Source organism: Synechococcus sp. A10-1-5-1 (assembly GCF_023115425.1).
Classification (GTDB): Bacteria; Cyanobacteriota; Cyanobacteriia; order PCC-6307; family Cyanobiaceae; genus Vulcanococcus.
In genome coordinates, this window is record NZ_CP096032.1 from 2,164,517 (window position 1) to 2,185,407 (window position 20,891).

Annotated in this window: 28 protein-coding genes and 1 tRNA gene; 12 read left to right on the top strand and 17 right to left on the bottom strand. The window is 60.8% G+C overall.

What is annotated here, in order from left to right:
• Positions 1-78: 78 nt before the first annotated feature.
• The 8 genes from MY494_RS11620 to MY494_RS11655 form a co-directional block, all read right to left on the bottom strand.
• Positions 79-369, bottom strand: coding sequence for a nucleotidyltransferase family protein (locus tag MY494_RS11620; protein WP_247910395.1), 291 nt, complete (start codon positions 367-369; stop codon positions 79-81).
• 59 nt (positions 370-428) lie between these two features.
• Positions 429-668, bottom strand: coding sequence for a 2Fe-2S iron-sulfur cluster binding domain-containing protein (locus MY494_RS11625; protein ID WP_185187238.1), 240 nt, complete (start codon positions 666-668; stop codon positions 429-431).
• Positions 665-2,122 (bottom strand): cobyric acid synthase, encoded by a 1,458-nt coding sequence (locus MY494_RS11630; RefSeq protein WP_247912050.1) that lies wholly within the window; start codon positions 2,120-2,122, stop codon positions 665-667. Before MY494_RS11630 ends, MY494_RS11625 begins: the two co-directional genes overlap by 4 nt.
• Positions 2,123-2,145: 23 nt before the next feature.
• Complete coding sequence (locus MY494_RS11635) at positions 2,146-2,547, bottom strand: type II toxin-antitoxin system death-on-curing family toxin (protein WP_247910396.1); 402 nt, start codon at positions 2,545-2,547, stop codon at positions 2,146-2,148.
• On the bottom strand, positions 2,544-2,771 hold the full coding sequence (locus MY494_RS11640; RefSeq protein ID WP_247910398.1) for an AbrB/MazE/SpoVT family DNA-binding domain-containing protein: 228 nt from the start codon (positions 2,769-2,771) through the stop codon (positions 2,544-2,546). The genes MY494_RS11635 and MY494_RS11640 overlap by 4 nt, the downstream gene beginning before the upstream one ends.
• 345 nt (positions 2,772-3,116) lie before the next feature.
• Positions 3,117-3,254: a hypothetical protein gene (locus MY494_RS11645; protein WP_247910399.1), complete on the bottom strand. Its 138-nt coding sequence runs from the start codon at positions 3,252-3,254 to the stop codon at positions 3,117-3,119.
• Positions 3,255-3,278: 24 nt separating this feature from the next.
• Positions 3,279-3,491, bottom strand: a complete 213-nt coding sequence (locus MY494_RS11650) for a type II toxin-antitoxin system HicB family antitoxin (protein ID WP_247910400.1) — start codon at positions 3,489-3,491, stop codon at positions 3,279-3,281.
• Positions 3,492-3,493: 2 nt separating this feature from the next.
• The gene (locus MY494_RS11655; protein WP_247910401.1) at positions 3,494-3,871 is read right to left on the bottom strand and encodes an Npun_F0494 family protein; all 378 of its coding nucleotides are present in this window, start codon (positions 3,869-3,871) and stop codon (positions 3,494-3,496) included.
• Positions 3,872-3,965: 94 nt separating this feature from the next.
• On the opposite strand from MY494_RS11655, the gene MY494_RS11660 reads away from it, so the two are divergent.
• The 3 genes from MY494_RS11660 (at position 3,966) to MY494_RS11670 (ending at position 5,343) form a co-directional block, all read left to right on the top strand.
• Positions 3,966-4,526 carry a nucleoside triphosphate pyrophosphatase gene (locus MY494_RS11660; RefSeq protein ID WP_247912051.1) on the top strand — a complete coding sequence of 187 codons (561 nt, stop codon included), beginning with the start codon at positions 3,966-3,968 and terminating at the stop codon, positions 4,524-4,526.
• A 20-nt stretch (positions 4,527-4,546) separates the two neighbouring features.
• On the top strand, positions 4,547-4,864 hold the full coding sequence (locus MY494_RS11665) for a hypothetical protein (protein WP_247910402.1): 318 nt from the start codon (positions 4,547-4,549) through the stop codon (positions 4,862-4,864).
• Positions 4,865-4,926: 62 nt separating this feature from the next.
• Positions 4,927-5,343, top strand: a complete 417-nt coding sequence (locus tag MY494_RS11670; protein ID WP_247910403.1) for a lysozyme inhibitor LprI family protein — start codon at positions 4,927-4,929, stop codon at positions 5,341-5,343.
• Here the strand turns inward: MY494_RS11670 and MY494_RS11675 are convergent.
• The 4 genes from MY494_RS11675 to psbD all read right to left on the bottom strand — a co-directional run bounded on the left by MY494_RS11675 (position 5,340) and on the right by psbD (position 9,371).
• Positions 5,340-6,158: an MlaD family protein gene (locus tag MY494_RS11675; RefSeq protein ID WP_247910404.1), complete on the bottom strand. Its 819-nt coding sequence runs from the start codon at positions 6,156-6,158 to the stop codon at positions 5,340-5,342. The genes MY494_RS11670 and MY494_RS11675 overlap by 4 nt on opposite strands.
• Positions 6,155-6,814 carry a hypothetical protein gene (locus tag MY494_RS11680; RefSeq protein ID WP_247910405.1) on the bottom strand — a complete coding sequence of 220 codons (660 nt, stop codon included), beginning with the start codon at positions 6,812-6,814 and terminating at the stop codon, positions 6,155-6,157. The genes MY494_RS11675 and MY494_RS11680 overlap by 4 nt, the downstream gene beginning before the upstream one ends.
• A 129-nt stretch (positions 6,815-6,943) precedes the next feature.
• Positions 6,944-8,332 (bottom strand): photosystem II reaction center protein CP43, encoded by a 1,389-nt coding sequence (gene psbC / locus MY494_RS11685; protein WP_247910406.1) that lies wholly within the window; start codon positions 8,330-8,332, stop codon positions 6,944-6,946.
• Positions 8,316-9,371, bottom strand: a complete 1,056-nt coding sequence (gene psbD / locus MY494_RS11690; protein WP_185186856.1) for a photosystem II D2 protein (photosystem q(a) protein) — start codon at positions 9,369-9,371, stop codon at positions 8,316-8,318. The genes psbC and psbD overlap by 17 nt, the downstream gene beginning before the upstream one ends.
• Positions 9,372-9,554: 183 nt before the next feature.
• Between psbD and MY494_RS11695 the strand changes: the two genes are divergently transcribed.
• Positions 9,555-10,121, top strand: a complete 567-nt coding sequence (locus MY494_RS11695; RefSeq protein WP_247910408.1) for a photosystem I assembly protein Ycf4 — start codon at positions 9,555-9,557, stop codon at positions 10,119-10,121.
• 3 nt (positions 10,122-10,124) lie between these two features.
• On the top strand, positions 10,125-10,826 hold the full coding sequence (locus tag MY494_RS11700; RefSeq protein ID WP_247910410.1) for a peptidylprolyl isomerase: 702 nt from the start codon (positions 10,125-10,127) through the stop codon (positions 10,824-10,826).
• On the opposite strand, the gene ilvN is transcribed toward MY494_RS11700, so the two are convergent.
• Positions 10,823-11,353, bottom strand: coding sequence for an acetolactate synthase small subunit (gene ilvN / locus MY494_RS11705; RefSeq protein ID WP_247910411.1), 531 nt, complete (start codon positions 11,351-11,353; stop codon positions 10,823-10,825). The genes MY494_RS11700 and ilvN overlap by 4 nt on opposite strands.
• Complete coding sequence (locus MY494_RS11710; RefSeq protein WP_247910412.1) at positions 11,350-12,303, bottom strand: alpha/beta fold hydrolase; 954 nt, start codon at positions 12,301-12,303, stop codon at positions 11,350-11,352. Before MY494_RS11710 ends, ilvN begins: the two co-directional genes overlap by 4 nt.
• A gap of 19 nt (positions 12,304-12,322) precedes the next feature.
• Between MY494_RS11710 and MY494_RS11715 the strand changes: the two genes are divergently transcribed.
• The 6 genes from MY494_RS11715 (at position 12,323) to MY494_RS11740 (ending at position 15,841) form a co-directional block, all read left to right on the top strand.
• The gene (locus MY494_RS11715; protein ID WP_247910413.1) at positions 12,323-13,465 is read left to right on the top strand and encodes a N2,N2-dimethylguanosine tRNA methyltransferase; all 1,143 of its coding nucleotides are present in this window, start codon (positions 12,323-12,325) and stop codon (positions 13,463-13,465) included.
• An 18-nt stretch (positions 13,466-13,483) separates the two neighbouring features.
• Positions 13,484-13,585 carry a cytochrome b6-f complex subunit PetM gene (gene petM, locus MY494_RS11720; protein WP_247910415.1) on the top strand — a complete coding sequence of 34 codons (102 nt, stop codon included), beginning with the start codon at positions 13,484-13,486 and terminating at the stop codon, positions 13,583-13,585.
• Between the two features lie 70 nt (positions 13,586-13,655).
• A complete protein-coding gene (locus MY494_RS11725) occupies positions 13,656-14,618 on the top strand; it encodes an NAD(P)H-binding protein (protein ID WP_247910418.1) in 963 nt (320 codons plus the stop codon).
• 64 nt (positions 14,619-14,682) lie between these two features.
• A complete protein-coding gene (locus MY494_RS11730; protein WP_247910419.1) occupies positions 14,683-14,898 on the top strand; it encodes a hypothetical protein in 216 nt (71 codons plus the stop codon).
• 278 nt (positions 14,899-15,176) lie between these two features.
• Positions 15,177-15,515, top strand: coding sequence for a thermonuclease family protein (locus tag MY494_RS11735; protein WP_247910420.1), 339 nt, complete (start codon positions 15,177-15,179; stop codon positions 15,513-15,515).
• A 257-nt stretch (positions 15,516-15,772) separates the two neighbouring features.
• Positions 15,773-15,841, top strand: a tRNA-Pro gene (locus tag MY494_RS11740).
• Between the two features lie 407 nt (positions 15,842-16,248).
• Here MY494_RS11740 and MY494_RS11745 read toward each other — a convergent pair.
• Both MY494_RS11745 and MY494_RS11750 read right to left on the bottom strand, forming a co-directional pair.
• Positions 16,249-17,001, bottom strand: coding sequence for a hypothetical protein (locus MY494_RS11745; protein ID WP_247910421.1), 753 nt, complete (start codon positions 16,999-17,001; stop codon positions 16,249-16,251).
• An 896-nt stretch (positions 17,002-17,897) separates the two neighbouring features.
• Positions 17,898-18,947, bottom strand: coding sequence for a carbamoyl-phosphate synthase L chain (locus MY494_RS11750; protein WP_247910423.1), 1,050 nt, complete (start codon positions 18,945-18,947; stop codon positions 17,898-17,900).
• A 43-nt stretch (positions 18,948-18,990) separates the two neighbouring features.
• Here MY494_RS11750 and MY494_RS11755 point away from each other — a divergent pair, with 43 nt between their 5' ends.
• Positions 18,991-19,176 (top strand): hypothetical protein, encoded by a 186-nt coding sequence (locus MY494_RS11755; protein ID WP_247910424.1) that lies wholly within the window; start codon positions 18,991-18,993, stop codon positions 19,174-19,176.
• 30 nt (positions 19,177-19,206) lie between these two features.
• On the opposite strand, the gene MY494_RS11760 is transcribed toward MY494_RS11755, so the two are convergent.
• A complete protein-coding gene (locus MY494_RS11760; RefSeq protein ID WP_247910426.1) occupies positions 19,207-20,805 on the bottom strand; it encodes a phage major capsid protein in 1,599 nt (532 codons plus the stop codon).
• Positions 20,806-20,891 lie beyond the last annotated feature (86 nt).

Consider the following 20,891-nt stretch of genomic DNA (forward strand, 5'->3'; position numbering starts at 1 on the left):
CGAAATCCTCAATCGGAAATCCCAGGGCGCGCTCGATCACCACAAGGATGTCGTTGAGAGCGTCTTGATCCGATGGCTTCATGCCAGTGGAATGGCATCGGCTTCGACGCGATCACGCAGGCTCGGCTTGAGGTTGCGCCGGCGGATCAGATCGACGTTGTGCTGGAGCAGGCTTTCCAAGTCCTGTTTGAACTCCGCGTGCTGAAACAGGCTGGTGCCCTGCGGTAGATCAACCAAGAGATCGATGTCACTGGTTTCTGTCGCCTCATCGCGGGCCACAGACCCGAACACAGCCATGTTGGAAGCGCCATAACGCGCTGCGATCAGCTGCAGTTTTGGAGTGAGGGCCTGGAGTTCTGAAAGCCGCATCTGCTCTGCTGAGCGCGGTTTAAGCCTACGGGGCACCTCTAAACCCGTCCTGTTGGTGGTTACCAGTAGGGGTCGCTGGAGAGTTCCACCTCGATCGCTCCGCTCTTGCTGGCGGGCACGGTGGCGATGCAGGCACGCACGGTGTTGCCGTTGACCTCGATCTCGCAGGCACCGCAACTCCCGCCGAGGCAGCCGGTGGGAATCGAGAAGCCGGCCTGCCGCGCGGCCTCCAGCCAGTCGGATCCCACGACCGCTTGGGTGCTGGAGCCGTTCGGCCATTGGATCTGCACCTGTTTCATCGCAGCAGGGGCTCCAGATTGACGTGCTGCTCGAAGGCATCGGCGAGGCGATCCAATAGGGCCTCCCGCTGACGACTGTGGTGGGGTTGCCGTTCACTAAGCAATGGCAACTCTTTGCGTGCCCTGAGCTGGTTGAGCCAGCGCCGCCGCCAGGGGCCGCTCTCGAAGACGCCATGGAGATAGGTGCCGGCCACCCGGTCTAGGACCCATCCCAGCGATGGATCCTCCGCCAGGCCTTGGCAGGGCTCGAGCGCTGAGGTCGCACCGCGGTGTAGCTCAAAGCCCTCCAGCAGGGCGGCCTCTGCAGCGTCCGGCCAGAGAGCGGGGCTGCTGCATTGGCGCAGGGCCTTGGCCTCACCAAAGGTGGTTCGTAGCGGTAGCAGGTTGAGCCCGGCGTGGCTGGAGCCGGCGCCCCCTTCCAGCCCCTGGGGATCCAGGAGTTCGCGCCCCAGCAGTTGCATGCCGCCGCAGATGCCAAGGACCGCTCCCCCTTGGGAGGCGTAGGCCGTGAGTTGCTCCCCCAGTCCGCTGCTCTGCAGCGCGCCGAGGTCCCGCAGGGTTTGCTTGCTGCCCGGCACCACCACCGCATCGGGGTTCCCCAGCTCCTGACCTGGGGCGATCCAGTTGAGCTGGACCGTGGGCTCGGCCTCGAGGGGATCGAGGTCGGAGAAGTTGCTCAGGGAGGGGAGCTTGAGCACGGCAATCTCCAGCTCGGCGCCGCGTTTGCGGCCACGGCGCTCCAGTAGATCAAGGGAGTCCTCCGGCGGAAAGAGTTCATCCAGCCAGGGCATCACCCCGAGAACGGGGATGCCGGTGTTGGCCTCGAGCCAGCGGCGCCCCTCATCGAAGAGCTCGCGGCGGCCGCGGAAGCGGTTGATCAGCAGGCCGCGGATGAGGGGGCGCTCCACGGGACGCAGCAGGGCCAGGGTGCCGACCAACTGGGCAAAGACGCCGCCTCGCTCGATGTCCGCTACAAGGATGCAGCGGGCTCGCAGGTACTGCGCGAGCCTCAGGTTGGTGAGGTCCCGGGGTTGCAGGTTGACCTCGACTGGACTGCCAGCCCCCTCCAGAACGAGCCGCCCGCCGGGATGGCTGGTCTGCAGTTCACTGAGGCCCTGACGGATGGCGGCCCAGCCCGGCCGGAACCAATCGCGGTAGTAGTGCTCGGCGCGGCAGTTGCCGACGGACTGCCCGAGGTGGATGACTTCACTGGTGCTGTCCCCCTGGGGTTTGAGCAACACCGGGTTCATCGCGCAGGCGGGCTCCAGCCCCGCCGCCCAGGACTGCAGCGCCTGGGAGTAGGCCATCTCGCCGCCGGCCTGGTCCACCCAGGCGTTGTTGCTCATGTTCTGCCCCTTGAAGGGCAGGGGGGTCTCACCCCGGCGCCGCAACACCCTGCAGACGGCGGCCGTCATCAGGGACTTGCCGGCACCGCTGCTGGTGCCGAGCACCATCAAGGGGTTGGGGTTCGGGGCGTTCAAGGCACCTTGCTGCTGTTGGCGTCAAACCAGGCGAGCAGATCAGCCCAGGGCAGTTCTGCGGCGGCCAGACGACGAATCATCAGAACGACATCTTCGTTGGAGGCGGTGAAGCGGAATCCGTTGAGTCCCAAGAACACAACTCCAACCAGAAATCCGCTGCGTTTGTTCCCATCGGCAAACGGATGGGCTCGGGTCAGCGCTTCGGCATAGGCCGCTGCGAGTTGAGGAATCGTTGTGAGCTCGCCGTAACTCCAGCGTTGCTGCGGGCGGGCCAAGGCTGCCTCCAGTGCCGGGGCGCTGCGAATCCCTTGCAGGCCGCCGTGCTCGAGGATCTGCTGGTGATGCATGGCCCGAACGGCAGTGGCTGGAACCCAGGTGGGCTCAGGGCCTTTGCTCATTGGGCTAACTCACGCAAGGCGGGCTGAAATTGCTTGGCTGCTTCCGAGGCGAGGGCTAGTGCCTGTTGAACCGTCGGGTCAAACGGGGTCAGCAGGATGCCGTCTGCGGTCTCGATGGCTTGCACGCGATCCCCTGGCTCCAGGTGGAATCGCCGGGCCAGTTCTTTGGGGATCGTGGCGCTGACGGAGCCGCCGGACTGCCGAAGGGTGACTTCCGAGGCCATGGCGATTGCTGCAAGTAGCACAGAAATGCTACTGGGGGTGCAAAGCTTCTCTTTCAGGGGTTACCTCTGTTCCCTCGGCCTTGTTCTTCCAGCAAAACGGCTAGGGCTTCATTCAGTTGGTTCCGGCTTCTGGGGGTATCTGCGAGCTGGAACCGTATGGCTGCGATATGGCGTCGAATCTCGTGTTGACGTGCTCGAGCCACCTGGTCTCTTGTTCGATTTCGAAAACGGGCCGCCAGTTCAGCATCGCCAAACAGTGCCGCCAGAGCGGCAGCATGGAGCGATACTCCGACCTGCTCATCCAGAGGAAGGGTTGAGTCGTGGAAGAAGGCTCCATGGCCGTAGTTAGTTGGCGATCAACAGACCACCCGCAACCAGGGTGGCTAGGGCTTGTTGATCCAGAAGGGCGAAAGGTTTAATCACGCTAACGGCGCTCTCTGGCCCCGTTGCTTGATGCTCACTGCCATTGCCAAACCGTGGCATCCGTGAAATCACGGAAAGACGGATCTAGATCACAACCGTTGCGACAGACACATGGGCTTCGGGGACAGGCGCTGCATCCTTTGCAAGCCCGTCGAGATGGAAGCGAATGGCTGAGCGGATCTCTTGCACAACGGCTTGGCGCGTTGAACCTGTGGCCACACACCCTGGTAGGTCGGGCACGTAGGCCGAGAAAGTCTCCCCGGCGGGCTCAATGACGACGGCAAACGATTGCTTCATGGCTAAAGCCTCGGCCAGTGCTGCTTGACCCAGTGGCGCAGGCGGGAGGGGAGGCTGGCACGGGGGATCTCCCCGGGCCATTCCGAGAGGACGACCCGTCCCAGGGGGGTGAGGCGGACCCGTTCGGTCAGTCCCTGGCCATCGACCTCACGGCGGAGCACGCCGAGCTGGATGAGCCAGATGAGCAGGTCTTCGCAGTGGTTGGCGGAGAGGCGCTGCTGGCTGAGAACCGACCAATCCGCGCGGGCGGCCAGCTGGGTGCTGCTCAGGGCCTCCTGTTCGAGTTCTTCGTAGAAGCGGCGCCGAAAGGGGAGACAGCGCACGGCCCGCTTGGCCCGGACCAAGGCCCGTTGCTCCTGCTGGCTAAGGCGCGGCTGCATCAACGGGGGCGCTGGGGGTCTGATCATTGTGGTCATCAGCCAGGCCGGGCCGCCGCACACCCTTGCCAGAGTGGTCCGAGCTCAAGGACTGGTTGTGCTGCTGTTGGCCTCTGCCTCCCCCGCCCGCCGGCGATTGCTGGAGCAGGCCGCGATTCCCCACCGCGTCCAGGTCAGCGGAGTCGATGAGGAGGCCATCCGTCATCCCGACCCGGCGCAGTTGGTGCAGCTCTTGGCCCAGGCCAAGGCGGGGGCGGTGCTCCAGGGCGGGATTGCTCCAGGCATCTCAGCGGTTCTGGGCTGCGATTCGGTCTTGGCCTTTGAGGGGGAGGTCTTCGGCAAACCGGCCGATCCGCAGGAGGCCATCGCCCGCTGGCAGCGGATGCGGGGGGCCTGGGGCGAGCTGCACACCGGCCATGCCCTGCTGAATCCAGCCGGGGGGGAGCGGCTGGCAACGGTGACCACCAGGGTGCTGTTTGCCGATCTAAGCGACGCGGAGATCGAGGCCTATGTGGCGACGGGTGAACCGCTGCAGTGCGCGGGCGGCTTTGCGCTGGAGGGCCGGGGCGGCTGCTTGGTGGAGCGACTGGATGGCTGTTTCTCAAACGTCATTGGCTTGAGCCTGCCCCTGCTGCGGCAGTGGATGCGGGCGGGCTGAAGCCTTGCCGAAACCCACTGTTGCCATTTTTCTTTCGCCGTAGCTATTGCGAAGACAAGGCCCTCCTCACACACCTGGCCATGAAGACCTTCGCGCTTGCAGCTGCATGCAGCCTCCTGGTTGGTAGCGGATTCACGCTGAATGCCAACGCCATGGAGCCAATCCAGCTCTCCACCGCTCTCCAGAACGCCGACCATGGACTCCTGGACGAGCAGGCCTACATGGAGGACGCCTCGGCCCGCTACAGCGTGGAAGTAGCGGACGATGAGCTGCTGCCCCTGGAGTTCAAGAAGCCCGCAGGGCCCAAGGGCTACAACGTCCTGAACCTCAGCTTCTGAGGTGCTGAGGGCTGGCAGTTCCGCGAGACCTCAGCAGAATTCAGGGACCTTGCCCCCGGCTGATGGCTCGACGTTTAAGCCTGAGCCTGGCTCTGCTCGCCGCGGCGTCCCTGGCCGCGGGGACGGCCCAGGCCCAGAGCCAACCCTGCGCGAACGCCAACAGCACCGTGGAGATGTCGCTCTGCATCGCCAAGGTGCTTGAGCAGAAAGACCGTGAGCTCGCGGTGGCCATGCAGAAGGTCGCGAGCGACGCCAGTGAGATGCCTGGCGGTCAGTTCCCCACCCTCTGGAAGGACAACCTGACCGGCTTTTTTAAGACCAGTGCTGATCCCGAGGACCAGCTCGCGGCCTTTCAGCAGGCGCGACGCAATGCCTGTGTCTACATGAACTCCATTGCCTTCCAAGGCACGGGTTTTGGCATCTTCGTCAGCAACTGCGAGATCCGCATGACCGATGCCTTGATGGAGTCGCTGAACTAACGGCTCTTCGGTTCCTCCTCTAGACCATTCATTCCCAACAACAGCTGCAGCAGCTTGCTGCTGATTGTGCTGAGCTCCTGCAATTCCTTCAGGGTGCTCAGCACGAGTGGGCGTGTTTCTGCGAGCACCTGATTGGCCTGATCGGATGTCGCCTTGGCGCTTGCTCCGGTGGCAGTGACCTGTCTCAAGGTGTCGCGCAGTGAGGGTGCTGTTGCTTTGGTCTCCTCGTGAATGGTGAGGCTCAGATCGTGCATGCCTGATACGGCCTTGCGGACCTCGGCGAGTGTGTCGGGAACATCCTTGGCCGTGAGTTTGGTGGTGTTGTTCAAGGTGGCCTGCAGGGCCTTCTGGGTTTGATGGAGATCCACCATCAGGCTGCTGATGGCCGGCGGTTGCTCATAGGGCAGCGTCGTGTCGCGCATCCCATGCTTCTCCAGGCTCACCGGCCAAGGCTGCGGGTCTGGGCTGACCACCAGGAAGTGCTCTCCAACCAATCCCTGCTGTCCTTGGCTTGCTGTGCTGCGGGGCCCCACCAACGGCGCAAATTTTTCGGCGATTTGAAATTTGACCTGCACCTTGGCGTTGGGGAGCATTTCCAGCGAGCGCACCTGTCCCACCTGCATTCCTGAGATCTGAACCTCCTGGCCAGGCTTGATGCCATTGGCATTGGCCGCCACCAGTCGCAGATTCAAAAAGCGCTGACCCCAGTGCTGCTCGCGCGCCAATCCAACGAGAACGGCTCCAAGCAACAGCAATCCGGAGCCGAGAAAGAGCAGTTTCTCGTGGCTGCGAGTTGGCGGACTGGGGGTTGTCATAAGGAGGCCGCCTGCAAATTGATGGGATCCAAAATCGAGATCCAGAGCAGCTTCAGGGCAAAGAGAACCATCAGTCCTTCCATCAGGAGGTTGCTGACCATCAGGGCCGGATGCCGATCGCGTTTCAGTTCCTGATACCCCCGCCATTGGCTCCAAGCGCAAATGCAGGCCAAGAAAAAGGAGCAGCGCAGCATCGCCCGCAGCACATCCTTGAAGGCCACGCCGCTGAGCAGGGCCCGCGCTTCGCCAATCAGATCATTGCGGGGGGTGGTCAGGGCTCCCGCGCAGAACGAGGAGATCAAAAACAGCAACAGCAGCACGGCCGCCAGGAGTGCTGAGGCCGGGACGCTCACCAGCCAGGCCCTGGATCCGCGGCGCTCCACCCGATCCAGCCAGTTCGGCATCATCAGGGCCATCCCCAGCAGCGAGACCACCAGCGGTCCGACCAACTGCAGCACCAGCATGGTCAGCAGTTCCAGGCTGAAGCGACTGCTTTGCCCCAGGGGGCCGGCGCTGAGTTCGACCAAGCCCGCACCCACCACCATCCCTGACAGCAGGACGGGGCCACCGCAGCGCTGACCGTTGCGCTCGGCGGTGTTCAGCACACGCCAGATCTGATCGCGTCGGACCTGGCTCAGCACCAGACCGGACCCCATGGCTCCCCATGATTGGCGACGGCCATGGCAACGTCTACCGCTGTGTCCTCAGCCGATAAACAGTGCCACAAAAGGCATAAAAAAAGCCCCCGCCAAACGGCGAGGGCTGAGGGACGATCGCTGAAAGGATCAGTCGAGGTCAGGCATGGCCAGGGTGGGCTCAGCCTTACGGTCGATACCCTTCTCAAAGCCAGCAGCAGCAGCGCGAGCGCGGCCGGCGTGCCAGAGGTGACCCACCAGGAAGAAGAAGGCGAGAACGAACTGAGTCGCAGCCAACCACTGACGGAGGTTCACGAAGTTCACCGAGTTGGGCTCGGTGATGATGCCGCCCACGGAGTTCAGAGACGCGTTGGGGGCGTGGGTCATGTATTCAGCCGCGCGGCGCACCTGCCAGGGCTGAATGTCGTTCTGGAGCTTGTCGAGGCTCAGGCCGTTGGGGCCACGGAGGGGCTCCAGCCAAGGACCACGGAAGTCCCAGAAGCGCATGGTTTCACCACCGAAGATGATCTCGCCGGTGGGGGAGCGCATCAGGTACTTACCCAGACCGGTGGGACCCATGGCAGAGCCGATGTTGGCGCCGAGGCGTTGGTCACGCACCAGGAAGGTGAAGCTCTGGGCCTGGGAGGCTTCGGCGTTGGTGGGGCCGTAGAACTCCGAGGGATAAGCGGTGTTGTTGAACCAGATGTAGGCCGAAGCGATGAAGCTCATGAAGCTCAGAGCGCCCAGGCTGTAGCTCAGGTAGGCCTCACCGTTCCAGATGAAGGCGCGACGCACCCAGCCGAAGGGCTTGGTGACCACGTGCCAGATGCCACCGAAGATCAGGGTCAGACCCAGCCAGATGTGGCCGCCGATGATGTCCTCCATGGAGTTCACACCGATGATCCAGCCCTCACCGCCGAAGGGAGCGCGGAAGAGGTAGCCAAAGACCACACCCGGATCGAGGGTGGGGTTGGTGATCAGGCGAACATCGCCACCACCAGGGGCCCAGGTGTCATAGACGCCGCCGAAGAACATGGCCTTGAAGACCAGCAGCAGGGCGCCAACGCCAAGAAGAATCAGGTGATAACCAATGATGTTGGTCATCTGGTTCTTATCCCGCCAATCCTGGGAGAAGAACGAGGAGTAGTTCTCCAGAATTTCGGGACCACGCAGGGCGTGGTACAGGCCGCCGAGGCCGAGCACGGCTGAGCTGATCAGGTGCAGAACACCAACGACGAAGAAGGGATAGATGTCCACAACTTCACCGCCAGGGCCCACGCCGTAGCCGAGGGTGGCGACGTGGGGGAACAGGATCAGGCCCTGTTCGTACATGGGCTTGTCGAAGGTGAAGTGGCTCACCTCGAACAGCATCATGGCGCCAGCCCAGAAGACCATCAGGCCTGCGTGAGCGACGTGGGCGCCAAGAAGGCGACCGGAGAGGTTGATCAGACGGGCGTTACCCGACCACCAGGCATAGCCGGTGGAGTCGAGGTCCTTCCCGCCGATCCCGGAGAGAGAAGGATTAGAGAGCGTTACCACGGGGCAGAACCTCTTCAGGGAAGACGAAGTTTTCGTGCGGTTGGTCCGCGGGGGCCATCCAGGCGCGCAGGCCTTCGTTCAGAAGAATGTTCTTCGTGTAGAAGGTCTCGAACTCGGGGTCCTCAGCAGCGCGGATTTCCTGCGACACGAAGTCGTAGGCACGCAGGTTGAGGGCCAGGCCAATGATGCCGATGGAGCTGGTCCAGAGGCCCATGACGGGCACGAACAGCATGAAGAAGTGCAGCCAACGCTTGTTGGAGAAAGCGATCCCGAAGATCTGGCTCCAGAAGCGGTTGGCGGTGACCATCGAATAGGTCTCTTCTTCCTGAGTGGGCTCGAACGCCTTAAAGGTGTTGGCCTGCTCGCTGTCCTCAAACAGGGTGTTCTCCACGGTGGCGCCGTGGATGGCACACAGCAGTGCGCCGCCGAGGATGCCGGCCACGCCCATCATGTGGAAGGGGTTCAGGGTCCAGTTGTGGAAGCCCTGGAGGAACAGCAGGAAGCGGAAGATCGCTGCCACGCCGAAGCTCGGAGCGAAGAACCAGCTGCTCTGGCCGAGGGGGTACATCAGGAAAACACTGACGAACACCGCAATCGGGCCGGAGAAGGCGATGGCGTTGTAAGGACGGATGCCGACCAGGCGAGCAATCTCGAACTGACGCAGCATGAAGCCGATCAGGGAGAAGGCGCCGTGCAGGGCTACGAAGGTCCACAGGCCGCCGAGCTGGCACCAGCGCACGAAGTCGCCCTGGGCTTCTGGGCCCCAGAGAAGAAGAAGGGAGTGGCCCATGGCATCAGCCGGGCTGCTCACCGCAGCGGTGAGGAAATTGCAGCCCTCCAGATAGGAGCTGGCAATGCCGTGGGTGTACCAGGAAGTGACAAAGGTGGTGCCGGTCAGCCAGCCACCCAGTGCCAGATAGGCAGTGGGGAACAGGAGCAGACCCGACCACCCGACAAAAACGAAGCGGTCGCGCTTGAGCCAGTCATCGAGGACGTCAAACCATCCCCGCTGCGGCGCGCGCCCTACAGCGATCGTCATGGGTGGGAAAACCGCGAGCTGTGGGTTACCGGGCGATGGTAACAACGTTCATTGGTGCTGCGAGAGGGGTTTTGACGGGCTGACACGGCACGTCACCATTGCATTTTGGGTATATGTGCCTAGCTCCCTCCCGGAGCGGTGCGCGAGGGAGCGAAGATGGCAGGCCCTCGGATCCTGCCCTCCATGGCATCGGCCTCCGCCGCCAAGGCTGCCCCGTCCTCTGATCTGCTCGAGCAGGCGGTGGTCGGCTCTCGCCGTCTCTCCAATGTCTTGGTGGCTGCTGTGGTCAGTACCGGTGGCCTTGGCTTTCTCCTCACCAGCGCTTCGAGCTATCTGGGTAAGGATCTGCTGCCCATTGGAAACCCAGCGGCCCTCGCCTGGGTGCCCCAGGGTTTGGTGATGGGCCTTTACGGCATTGCCGCGGCTTTGCTCTCGACCTACCTCTGGGCCGTGATCGCCATCGATGTCGGCGCCGGCAGCAACAGCTTCAATAAAAAGAGTGGAAACCTGACCGTCACCCGCCGTGGCTTCCGGGAGTTGATCAGCGTCACCACACCCCTCAAAGAGATCCAGGCCGTCAAGATCGATGTCCGCGATGGCTTGAATCCCCGCCGTCGTCTCGCACTTCGGATCCAGGGTCGCCGCGATCTGCCCCTGACGACCGTGGGTGAGCCAATGCCCCTGGTTGAACTGGAGCGCGGCGGTGCTGAACTGGCCCGCTTCCTCGGTGTTCCCCTGGAGGGCGTCTAAGCGATGGTCCGCTCGATTGTTCTGGCTCTGCTGCTAGCCCTCAGTCCCTTTGGCTTGGTGGCCTGCGCGGCCCCCTCGCCGACTGCGAACTATGGCTGCGGTACATCCGGTGTGCCTTGCCTGAAAGGCAAAGCCCTGGTGGAACTCAAAACCAGCAAGGGCGTTGTTGAGCTGAGCCTGGATGGCGCTGAGGCCCCTCTGACAGCGGGCAACTTCGTTGATCTGGTTCGCCGCGGCGCCTACAACGGAACCATCTTTCACCGGGTGGTCAAAGAGCCGATTCCCTTTGTCGTCCAAGGCGGCGATCCCCAGAGCTCGAAGCCCGATACCCCTGTCTCAGCCCTAGGCACCGGCAGTTTCATCGACCCCTCCAGCGGTCAACCGCGGTTCATCCCGCTGGAGCTGTTGTTCGAGGGCGAGTCCAGCCCCCGTTACGGCGAGATTGTGACGAGCCCCACCCAGCAGCAGCGCCTGAAGCTGCCCCACGAACGCGGCTCTCTAGCCATGGCTCGCTCCAGCGACCCCAACTCGGCGAGTGCGCAGTTCTACATCTCGCTTCGGGCGTTGCCTGAATTGGATGGTCGCTACGCCGTGTTTGGCCGGGTGAGCAAAGGGATGGATGTCGTCGATCAGATCAACCAGGGCGACAAGTTGATCAGCGCCAGCGTCCTCGAAGGGGGAACGCTGGTACGCGATGCCGACTAGGCCGGAACCCGCTTATCCAAGCTGGTGACCTTCAGATAGGCCGTATTCACTCCGGAGGCACGCTCCAGAGCGATGCGGCCGGTGCGGGCAATTTCCAGGATCCCGTAGCTCTCGAGGACGTTCGTAATCGCGACGAGCTTGCCGGGGTCGCCCACCACTTCAATCACCAGGGCGCTGTCGGCCACGTCCACGACCTTGGCGCGGAAGACCTGGACCAGATCAAGGATTGCCGCACGGTTCTCAGGCGGTGCCGAGACTTTGATCAGCATCAGTTCCCGCTCCACTGAAGGGATCGGGGTGAGGTCGGTGACCGCCAGCACATTCACCAGCTTGTCGAGTTGCTTGGTGAGTTGCTCCAGGGTTTGTGCGTCACCATCCACCACCATGGTGAGACGGGATTTGCCGCGGTTCTCCGCCGGGCCAACGGCCAGGCTTTCGATGTTGAAGCCGCGACGGGCGAACAGACCAGCGATGCGGCTGAGCGCACCGGATTCGTCTTCCACCAGCACCGAGAGGGTGTGCTTCATGCCCAGGGCTGTTCGCGTGGCTGACCGGTACCCAAGTTACGTGCCAGCCAGGTGATCACCACGGTGTTGAACAGGTCAGGCCGCTCGTCATGGGGGCAGTGGCCCAGCTCCTGAAGCAACTGCAGCTGCAAATCACTTTTGTGGGGCTGCAGTTGTCTGCTGATTTGCGGCGGGACCAGGCGGTCCTGGCTTCCCCAGAGCACCAGCAGCGGCTGCTGCATGCGCTGGAGCAGCGGAGCGGCGGTGGCTTCCCGGGGCCTGAGGGCCATGCCGATGCTCATGGCTCTCAGGGCCTGGGCCGCCTGGGGGCGCAGGGCTGGACGGGCGATCAGTCGCCTGAGTTCGCTATCCACCGCGCCTTGGTCCTGGTAAGCGCTGCGTAGCCCCAGATCCAGCAGCGGTGTCCGGGCGATCAGAGGCACTAGGAGCTCCAGCGGCAGGATCCGGCAGAGGACGACCACCACCCGGCGCTTCCAGAGACGGCGCCAGGGGGCCCGCCGCCGCCTCAGGGGCAGGAGCAGCGTGGGGTCGGGTAAGGGAGCGGCCACCACCCCCTGCACCCAAGTGGGGAAAAACACAGCACAGGTCACGGCCACCAGGCTCCCCAAGGAATTGCCCACGAGCACGGCCGGTCCTTGGACGACCTGCTCGAGGAACCCCTGGAGCTGCCGTGCCCAAAGCCGGTTGTCAAGAGGCCTGTGGCGGCGATGTCGTGGCTGGCTGGAGTCGCCAAAGCCCACCAGGTCAATGGCATAGACGCACCAGCCGGCCTCGGCGAGCGTCGCGGCGTTGTGGCGCCAGTGACCGCTGGCAGCACCAAAGCCATGGATCAGGACCAGGGCGGGGGCATTCCGCTCTCCGATGACCCGCCAATGACAGGTGTGGCCCTGCCAGTGCCAGCTCCCGTGCTCGCCCCAATGCACTCCCGCAGAGGCAGGCTGGAGATTCAATCGCGGTGGCGCAGTCACAGTGGCCGACACGGCTAGCCCAACTCACTATTGCGAAGGAGCGGCGCAACTGCTGCTGGGGCCTGGCTTTTTTCGGCCGCAATCGCGCCCGTCCCGGGATGCCGGGGTGCTGCTCAGCCGTTGGCTGACCCGGGATCGGCCCGGGCGGGTGCTTGATGTGATGGCCGGTTGCGGGATCCGGGCCCTGCGCTACGGGCTGGAGGGACGGGCCCAGGAGGTTTGGGCCAACGACGCCGATCTCGATCGCTTGCCCTTGCTGAAGGGCAACCTGCAGCCCCTGCAAAACGGTCGCCTGGAGATCAGTGCCCGCACGGCCCAGCACCTGTTGGCCGATTGCCTGATGCAGCAGCGCCGCTTTGATCTGCTCGATCTCGACGCCTTTGGCTGCCCCACAGCCCTGGTCCCCTTGGCTCTAGAGGCCCTGGAATTTGGTGGGGTCCTTTACCTGGCGAGCACCGACGGTCGCTCCCCCACGGGCCACGACCGACCCGCGGCCATTCGCTCCTTGGGTGCCGCAGCCCGTGCCCATCCCTCCAGCTGGGAGTTGGCCCTGCGCCTGCAGCTGGCGGTGGTGGCGAAGGCGGCGTGGGCCATGGGCAGAGGGATTCGGCCCCTCTTTTCGTTTAGTGAGGGCCGGACGTTTCGCACGGCGATTCAGCTGCTGCGACGCCCGGCGCCCCGGGAGGAGGAGCAGCTGGGGCTTTGGGCCTATTGCCACCGCTGCGCCGAGCAGTCTCAGCAAAGTCTGCTGCGGCTGCGCCGCTGGCCTGGCTGTGGCTGCGGCGATGACCCGGCGGCGCCCCTGGCGATTTCGGGTCCCCTCTGGTTGGGCCCCCTGCAGGATCCTCAGGTCCTGGGTGAATTGCTTCAGGAAGCCCAGTCACTGCCCAAGGAAAGCCTGGTCCCAGCGAGCCGGCGCCTGCTGGAGGGACTGCAGGCCGATGACGGCCTACCGGTGACCTGTTGGCCGGTGGATGCCCTGGCCAAACGCCTGGGGAGTGGTCCGCCTCGGTTGGATGCGCTCATCGGCTGCCTTCGGGGTGAGGGCTTTGAGGCCAAGCGCTCAGGGGTGATGTCTGCTCAGTTCCGCTCCAATGCGCCCTTCTCGCGCGTCGTGGAGCTGGCTTCTGCGCTAAACAGGTAGGCGTTACGGCTTGGGTTCATGGCCTCGGAAATCTTTGGCACCGCAGCGCTGTTCTGGATTCTGATCCCCCTGGGTCTGGTCGGTGGTGCCCTGCTGCTGAAGCTCCAAGGCGACAGCTGACCAGGGACGCGTCTGAATCGCCGGCCGGTTCGGCTCGCCTTTAGGCTCGAGCGTCTCTTGAGTCAGCTCGATGCAGGTCCTGGTGATCGGTGGAACAGGAACCCTGGGTCGCCAGATCGCGCGTCAGGCCCTGGATGCCGGACATCAGGTTCGTTGCATGGTGCGCTCCCCGCGCAAAGCAGCGTTTTTGCAGGAGTGGGGCTGTGAGCTCACCCGCGGAGATCTGCTCGAGCCTGACAGCCTGGACTACGCCCTCGAGGGTCAAGAAGCTGTCATTGACGCCGCGACGGCTCGAGCCACGGACCCTGGAAGCGTCTACGACACCGACTGGACAGGAAAGCTCAACCTCTTGAATGCCTGTGAGCGGGCTGGGGTGAAGCGCTTCGTCTTTCTGTCACTCCTTGGTGCTGAGAAGCACCGGGACGTCCCTTTGATGGACATCAAGTACTGCACCGAGCAGGCGCTGATTGATTCCGATTTCGATTACACGATCCTCCGGGGTGTGGCCTTTATGCAGGGACTGATCAGTCAGATCGCGATCCCTGTTTTGGAAAATCAGACCGTCTGGGTGAGCGGCACGCCAACTCCGGTTGCCTACATGAATACCCAGGACCTGGCGCGTTTTGCGGTGGCGGCCCTGAGCCGTGCTGAGACCAGCCGCAAGGCTTTCCCAGTGGTGGGGAACCGCGCTTGGAGCACCGGTGAGATCACCCAGATGTGTGAGAAGTACTCCGCCAAGAGCGCCCGGGTGATTCGGGTTCAGCCGTTCCTGCTGCGCTTGATGCAGGGCATCAGTTCGTTCTTCGAGCCGTCGGTGAACGTGGCCGAGCGCCTGGCCTTCGACAAGGTGATGGGTGGTGGCGAAGCCCTGTCTGCACCGATGGAGGAGAGCTACGCCGCCTTCGGTCTGGATCCCGCGGAGACCACCGAGATGGAGGCCTATCTCAAGGAGTACTACGACACGATCCTGAAGCGTCTTCGGGACATGGAGGCTGACCTGGACAAGGACGCCAAGAAGAAACTGCCCTTCTGATCCAGTAAGCACTGGCGACCTGACTGGTTCGCTTGTACTATTGATTGACGATTGAGGTTTTGCGGTGGCCATTGCTCAGATCAAGAACCTGCAGCGCCGTCTTGGTTTGCTTGAGCAAGAGGCCGTTGATGAGGTGAGCCGCGCCTGCGGCAGTGATCTCTGGCAGACCGTCGGTTTTGACGTGGTCGACAGCATGGAGGATGCTGACCGCCGTGCCCGCGCGAACTACTACTACGGCCAGCTGCAGGTGGTGCGTGAGCTGAAGGACGCTTTGGGCTAGAGATCTTGGCGATTCCGGCGGTCGGCCCAAGCTGCCGACTTGTTATCTCTAGTTGTTACCCGTCTGAGGGCGCAAGGAAGCCTTGATCAGGTTTCTTGATAGTCGCTTTTCTTTGCTTGCAGGGGTGCTTTTCCCTTATTGAGGCTCTCCATTACCCCTCAGGGGGTAGTTGCCTTGGGCCTTAAGAGAACAAGTGCTCAAAAATCCGAGGAAAAATCCCCCGACCTGCTGAGACAGGGAGCTTCATGACACGTCCTGTCCTCAGCAAGAGCGCATAGATGCTCCTTGCAGCCCTAGCCAGCGTCGTGATCGCCTCCTGTTACGACGGGAATACCTGCCGCCCCCTTATCGGTGAGCGGATCCGGCTGGCCTGCATCGATGCCCCAGAGCTCGAAGGACGGAGGGCCAACCCAATACCTGCCAAAGCCTCAAGGGACTACTTGCGATCGCTGGTGCTCGGCAGGACCGACAACCTGCGCCGGATAACGACCGATCGGTACGGGGGCACCGTTGGAGAGCTCTTCGTGGGTGGAACCAACGTCCAGCAGCAGATGGTCAGGAGTGGCTACGCAGCGATCTGCTGGAAGTACGCAGACCAGTGGTCTTGGACCAGGTAGGTCCGAGGACTTGAGTAAGCCGATCCCGGATGAAGAGAAGGACTTGCATTGGCCTGCGCCTCACCAATGAGGGCTAGACCAAAAGCAGACACGGAAAGGCTGTGGAACCACTCACCGATGGCGTCCTCATCGTTCTGTTCCTCTGGGCAGTAGCGGCGGTCATCCGCAAGAAGACGGCAAAGGAGCCAGACCCTTTCTGCCACGTCTTCTTTAGAGAAGCCGACGAGCACCCGATGAGTGACTGCTCGTAATTTGAACGGGGCGCAGCTTGGTAGCGCGGGTGCTTTGGGAGCACTAGGTCGCAGGTTCGAATCCTGTCGCCCCGATTGATTTCTCAGCGAAAGTCATCACGCTGGGCACGCAAAAGGCACGCAAAGCCCATCCTCTAGGTCGGCAGCAACACCTCATGCGCTGTTGCACGCTTGAGCTGCCGTGGACACACTGAAGCTCGTGCGTCCCACGAATCTGGTCGGTCCTTACCGCCAGGCTCGTCCTAGTGGATGCGCCACCCCCTTGCACTGACGACAGCACCAAGGCCACAACCGCTGAGGACACGGTCCGAGAGAACCCCGTGATCCGTGACGGGGTAGTGCCAAGCTCCCCCACCTCAACACTCCCTGCTACTGAGCAGTGGGTCGGGGAGCTGTTTGGCTCACTCTCAATCGGAGGATTGAATCCTTTAGTGCCGAGGGAGAAGTGCGTGAGCGGTACTCAGGCGCTCACAGACCACATTTCAGAGCTGGGATTCTCCTGGAAGGTCGTTTGACGACGAAACCCGCGGAGGAGCTACATGCAGCGACTTTTTCTTTCTTCCGTCGGAGGAGGGCTGCCAATCCGAATAAACAACCTTCCAAGCCTTAACGGTTTCCGGACCGATTTCATTGATCCGAAGACCAGTTGATCCGTCATTCGAAAGCAATACAAAAGCCTTGCCGTCTACCATGTCGTAGTTAGCCAAAGCGTCCGCGATTTCTTTATTGACCCTGAAGACACCATCGCAACCATTGACGACCAGATACCCATCACCATTCTTGATTCCAAAAGACTGAATTGATTCGCTACCAGTAGTCACCCGTCGACCGAACGATTTATTGGCAACAGTTTCCTGCCTGACCCTGATTGTGTTCCGGCCAAAGAACGAAGCAACCCTGAAAGACTTATTGTAATTGCGATCAAATACACCAATTGTCGTCCCAGTGATTGGATTTTTCAGTATCACTGGCTTTGAAAGAGGAAACTTAGTACTCTCAAGGTCTTGAGACCTCCAATCTTCGGTGATAGTGAAGACTTCGACACCAGGAAAGACCCTGGGAAGCTTCTCAGTCCCGTATTGAATATATTCTTCAGTCCTAGTGGGCGAACAAAGATGAAGCTCCTCCTTCAGTACGTCACCGTATTTCTTGGGTGATATTTCGTATGCCAATGCCGGCAATGAAGAGACAAGAAATGTCGCGCCAGCGAGAGCTAGCGGGATGGAGGAACGCATAAGCTTCTATTGCCTATACTTAGGCTAGCATGATTTCTGTAGTCATTCGCGGGCGAAAGCCAATGATCGCCTCTGGGTTTGTCGTGTCAGCGCTATTTGGGATAGCACTGTTGAGCGCTGAATTGCCGGTGAGCGCGGCCCCTTCTGTCTTGGTGAAGAGCGGCGTCAACTGCCCTGGAATCTACGTGAAAGCAGGGAGAGGTAAGAATTGCCAAGCAGCGCCTGAATATGTAGACATAATCTATCTTGGAGAGAATACAAGGGAATCCTGTAAACCCACCTACACCCGCCTCAATGCTGGCGACAGCAAGTGGTGTGTAAAGTACAGCGAGCAGTACTGATACATTCCAATAAGCTTACTCGCAAGAAGGGCAAGTTGGTGTGGGGTTTTAGTCCACAACTATCTCCTTCTTGCCTTATGCATAGCCTCCTCAAGAAGTCGCCACTCAGCTGCCGTATGGCGCGTCTTCCACCCGTACCGTTCGCACAGAGCATTGCAGTAGTCCCCAATCCTGAGGATCGTCTCCAGGTCAACGCGGCTAAGCCGTTCCTTGGCGACCACGTTCCGGTCGCTCCAATTCACTACCTGAGCGACACGCTCCCGCAGTCCATTCATCTCCAGCTGCCGATGACCCCTCTCATTCAGTGAGATGAAGTCATCTAAGTAGCCGTCATCCATCAAGTTCTGAAGGCTTGAGCGGCTCCGATACCCAAGCTCTCTTGCTGCCGCTGCAATGCTCTTAATCACCACTATTTGACTGAATCCTGCGTCTAAACCAGCCTAGGAACTTCGGCTCTAACGCTAGACAAGCTGCGAGCCTTCGGATGACCCGTAGGCATAAAAGGCAAAAGGACCCATGAGCATTAATGCTGTCAGCCCATGGGTCAGGCCTCAACTATTCAGCAGCAGCTTCAGCCAAGACTTCAGCATCAAGACCAGGATTCGCTTCAAGAATTGCGGAAGCTTCCGAAGGGTTGTCGATAATCTGATCAGCAAGCTCTTGCTCCGAGGCGGGCAGCTTGCTATATATTTTTTTCAGGATTGAAACTATCTTGTCGATTGTTAGGCCAGCCACTAGTTTAACGCCGTAAGATTCTACATCATGTGCAACATGCGTCCAAAAACACTTGTCCCAGAATGCACAGTCATGAATTCGGATATCGCGGTTTCCTGGAGATGCTGTAAGGGCCTTTAAAAGATTATTTGCAGCAATTGGACCATTTGGTGATTGGCCAAATAAATACGAAAACCCAATGCTCGCACGTGACTCAAATGCAGGGTCATATGAAGCCTTGCCGTAGATCTCCAAGCCTCGAGACAACTCATATCCGAGTCGCAGCTTTATCCCTGAGTTGCTTACGCTATAGTCACCATTTTGATAATAGTATCCCACTCCAACATTGACTTGGTTGTTTATGTTGTAGCCTGCATCAATTCCGTATGTAGACAATGCTCCAGCGTATGCCAAGTTGTTGAGTCTTTGCTCTTTGTCTCCCACGGGGATGAGCGCATAAGGCTTAAGTTGCCAGTCTTTGGCAACAACCTCTGCTTCGGCGCTAACTTGCGTAAATAGAGGGGTTCGCTCGTCTAGCGAGAGTCCATATTTATTAGCAAAGCCTACTATTGAACCGCTCTTTACTGGCCTTGACTCAAATCCTCCATTCAGTCCAAGCACAACAGCCCTGCTCTTGTTAAAGTAGCGATATCCAATTCGAGATGAGGTTGAAATAGTAGTTCCATCAACATATGTATTGACGATGCTACTGAGAGTGTCGAGATCGGCGAAGTTGGCATTCGCTAGGACATCAGCAAAGAAGACGCTGTTCCTGCCGACCACCAGTGGAAGGAAGCCACCCAGACCTGCTTGGTTGGGCGTGCCAGCCGCTTGGGTTTGACCTTGGATGCCGACCCGAGGCTTGACGACGTCCTTGAGGCTGATGCTCATTACGCCCAGGTGACTAGCTGTGCCTTGAGCGACTTGAGCGGGCTTGGCGCTGACCGCAGGCAATGAAGCGATAGAGAGGGCAGCGGTGCCCAGTGCGGCTAGAGAGACCCGTGCGGACTGCTGCATAACCCGTATTTTTCGCGGCACTATGCCGCAGAAAGTTCCGTTGCAAGAGAAGTGGGAGCAGTTCCAGAAATGGCAAGAAAAAGGCGACCACAAGGCCGCCTGATACACCTAATCCCAGTCGCAGTCTAGAAAGTCAGGCGATTGCATCCTTCATCGCAGCAAACGACTCCGGGTGTCTGACAGCGATATCAATCGACTGCAGCGCCCGGATGCCAGTCGTGCCCTTGGCGAAGTCGGTGTAGGGGTCCACCAGGATTTCCAAGGTGCCGTACAGGCCGATCAGCAGGTCGCTGAAGTTCCCGTAGACGATCGCACTCAGGTTGGTGCCAGTGCCCTTGCTGAGATTGCTTGGCACGTTGTTGCTGACCTCAAAGCGACGCCCCGCAATCTGCGAACGACTTAGCTCAGTGCCATAGGGCGAGAGCAGGTACTGGCTTTGGCTGTCCTTGAGCTTGCTGAGGACTGCTTCCACCTTGGCGTTGGTGAGGAAGCCGCAGCTCGCCACATCGGCGTTGTCGACAGCGACCTCTTTTTTGAGGTCCATCAAATGATCGAGGGTCGGAGCCAAACCATTGGTTCCGCCAGCGACAGATCCGATCCCTGAGGTGTTCAGGATTCCAGTGGGCTGACTGCTGGAGCCGGAGCCATTGATCGCAGCGGTGTCGATTGCCTCTGCGAGCAGAGCAACGAAGTCATCACGGATGAGCCGCTCGATGTCCGGAGTGCTCTGCAGGTTCATCAGGTGAGAGAACTTGCTCAGTGCACCAACGGTTTTTGGGCTCATCGTCACGGTGCCGATAGTCCCGGTGCTCGCGGTGACGCTGTCGCTGTCATCAGCGCCAAACCAGTACGCCGTAGCCGTGCCTGTTCTCTTAGGGATGCTTACGTCACCCACCAAGCCGCCAAGGAAGGTCGCGCCAAGCTCTGCAACCGCTAAGCGATCACGCAGCGCCTCGATGAAATTGGTGGCTAGGTGATCGGTGGCGATCAAGTTGCCGCCTGCCGTCGCTGTACCGGCCACATAGGTCCTTGTTGTCCAGCCGTTATCCGGAACAAAGAAGCCCTGGGTTCGGCGGCCGTTGCGGTGCTCAAGCTCCTGATTGATCTCCGCTTCTCGCCCCCGCAGTCCGCGTCCTGAGGCGATGCCTTGGGCGGCGCGAACAATGCTGAATTGTTCGGCTTCTCGCTTGTACTCAGCCTCAGGGTCAAGGCCTGCAGGGCCGATCGGTTCGTAGGTCATGGGTGTGTGAGTGGTAGTTGCTAGGGCGCGGTTCACGCCAATCGATGCGTCGGCCGGAATGCTCACGACGCTCAGCTCAATCGGTTGCCAGCGAGTGACGCGCATAACGCCTGCGTCCTGCTCGGCATCCAGCACGGAGTAGCCAACAGAGATGTTGGGCATCACGCCTGCTTCCACGTCCTTGCGGACTTGAACAGCAAGGTCGTTTGTGGCCCAAGTAATGCGGGCCATGCCGCGGCGTCTCTCATCGATCCATGCCCGCTCGACAATCCCGAGGATTCGATCCGGGTCGTGGTTCAACAGCAGCGGTGCTGCTCCACCGTTCAGCCGCGTGAGGTCAACTGCGTCTCGGTTGTGATCCAACACCTCATCACCGAAGTAACGCGTAACGGGTGTTTCCGAGCTGAACGAGAACTCAAGCTGATCACTGTCAGACCTGGTTTCATTGATCGTGAGATAACGCCGCTGAATCTCGACAGCGGTAGTGGTCATTGATTCCCTCCAAGTAGAGGTCTCGTAGATAACGACGCTGTTGAGCGCTTGCGAGGCAATCTTCCAAGGGATTTGGAACCCTTGGC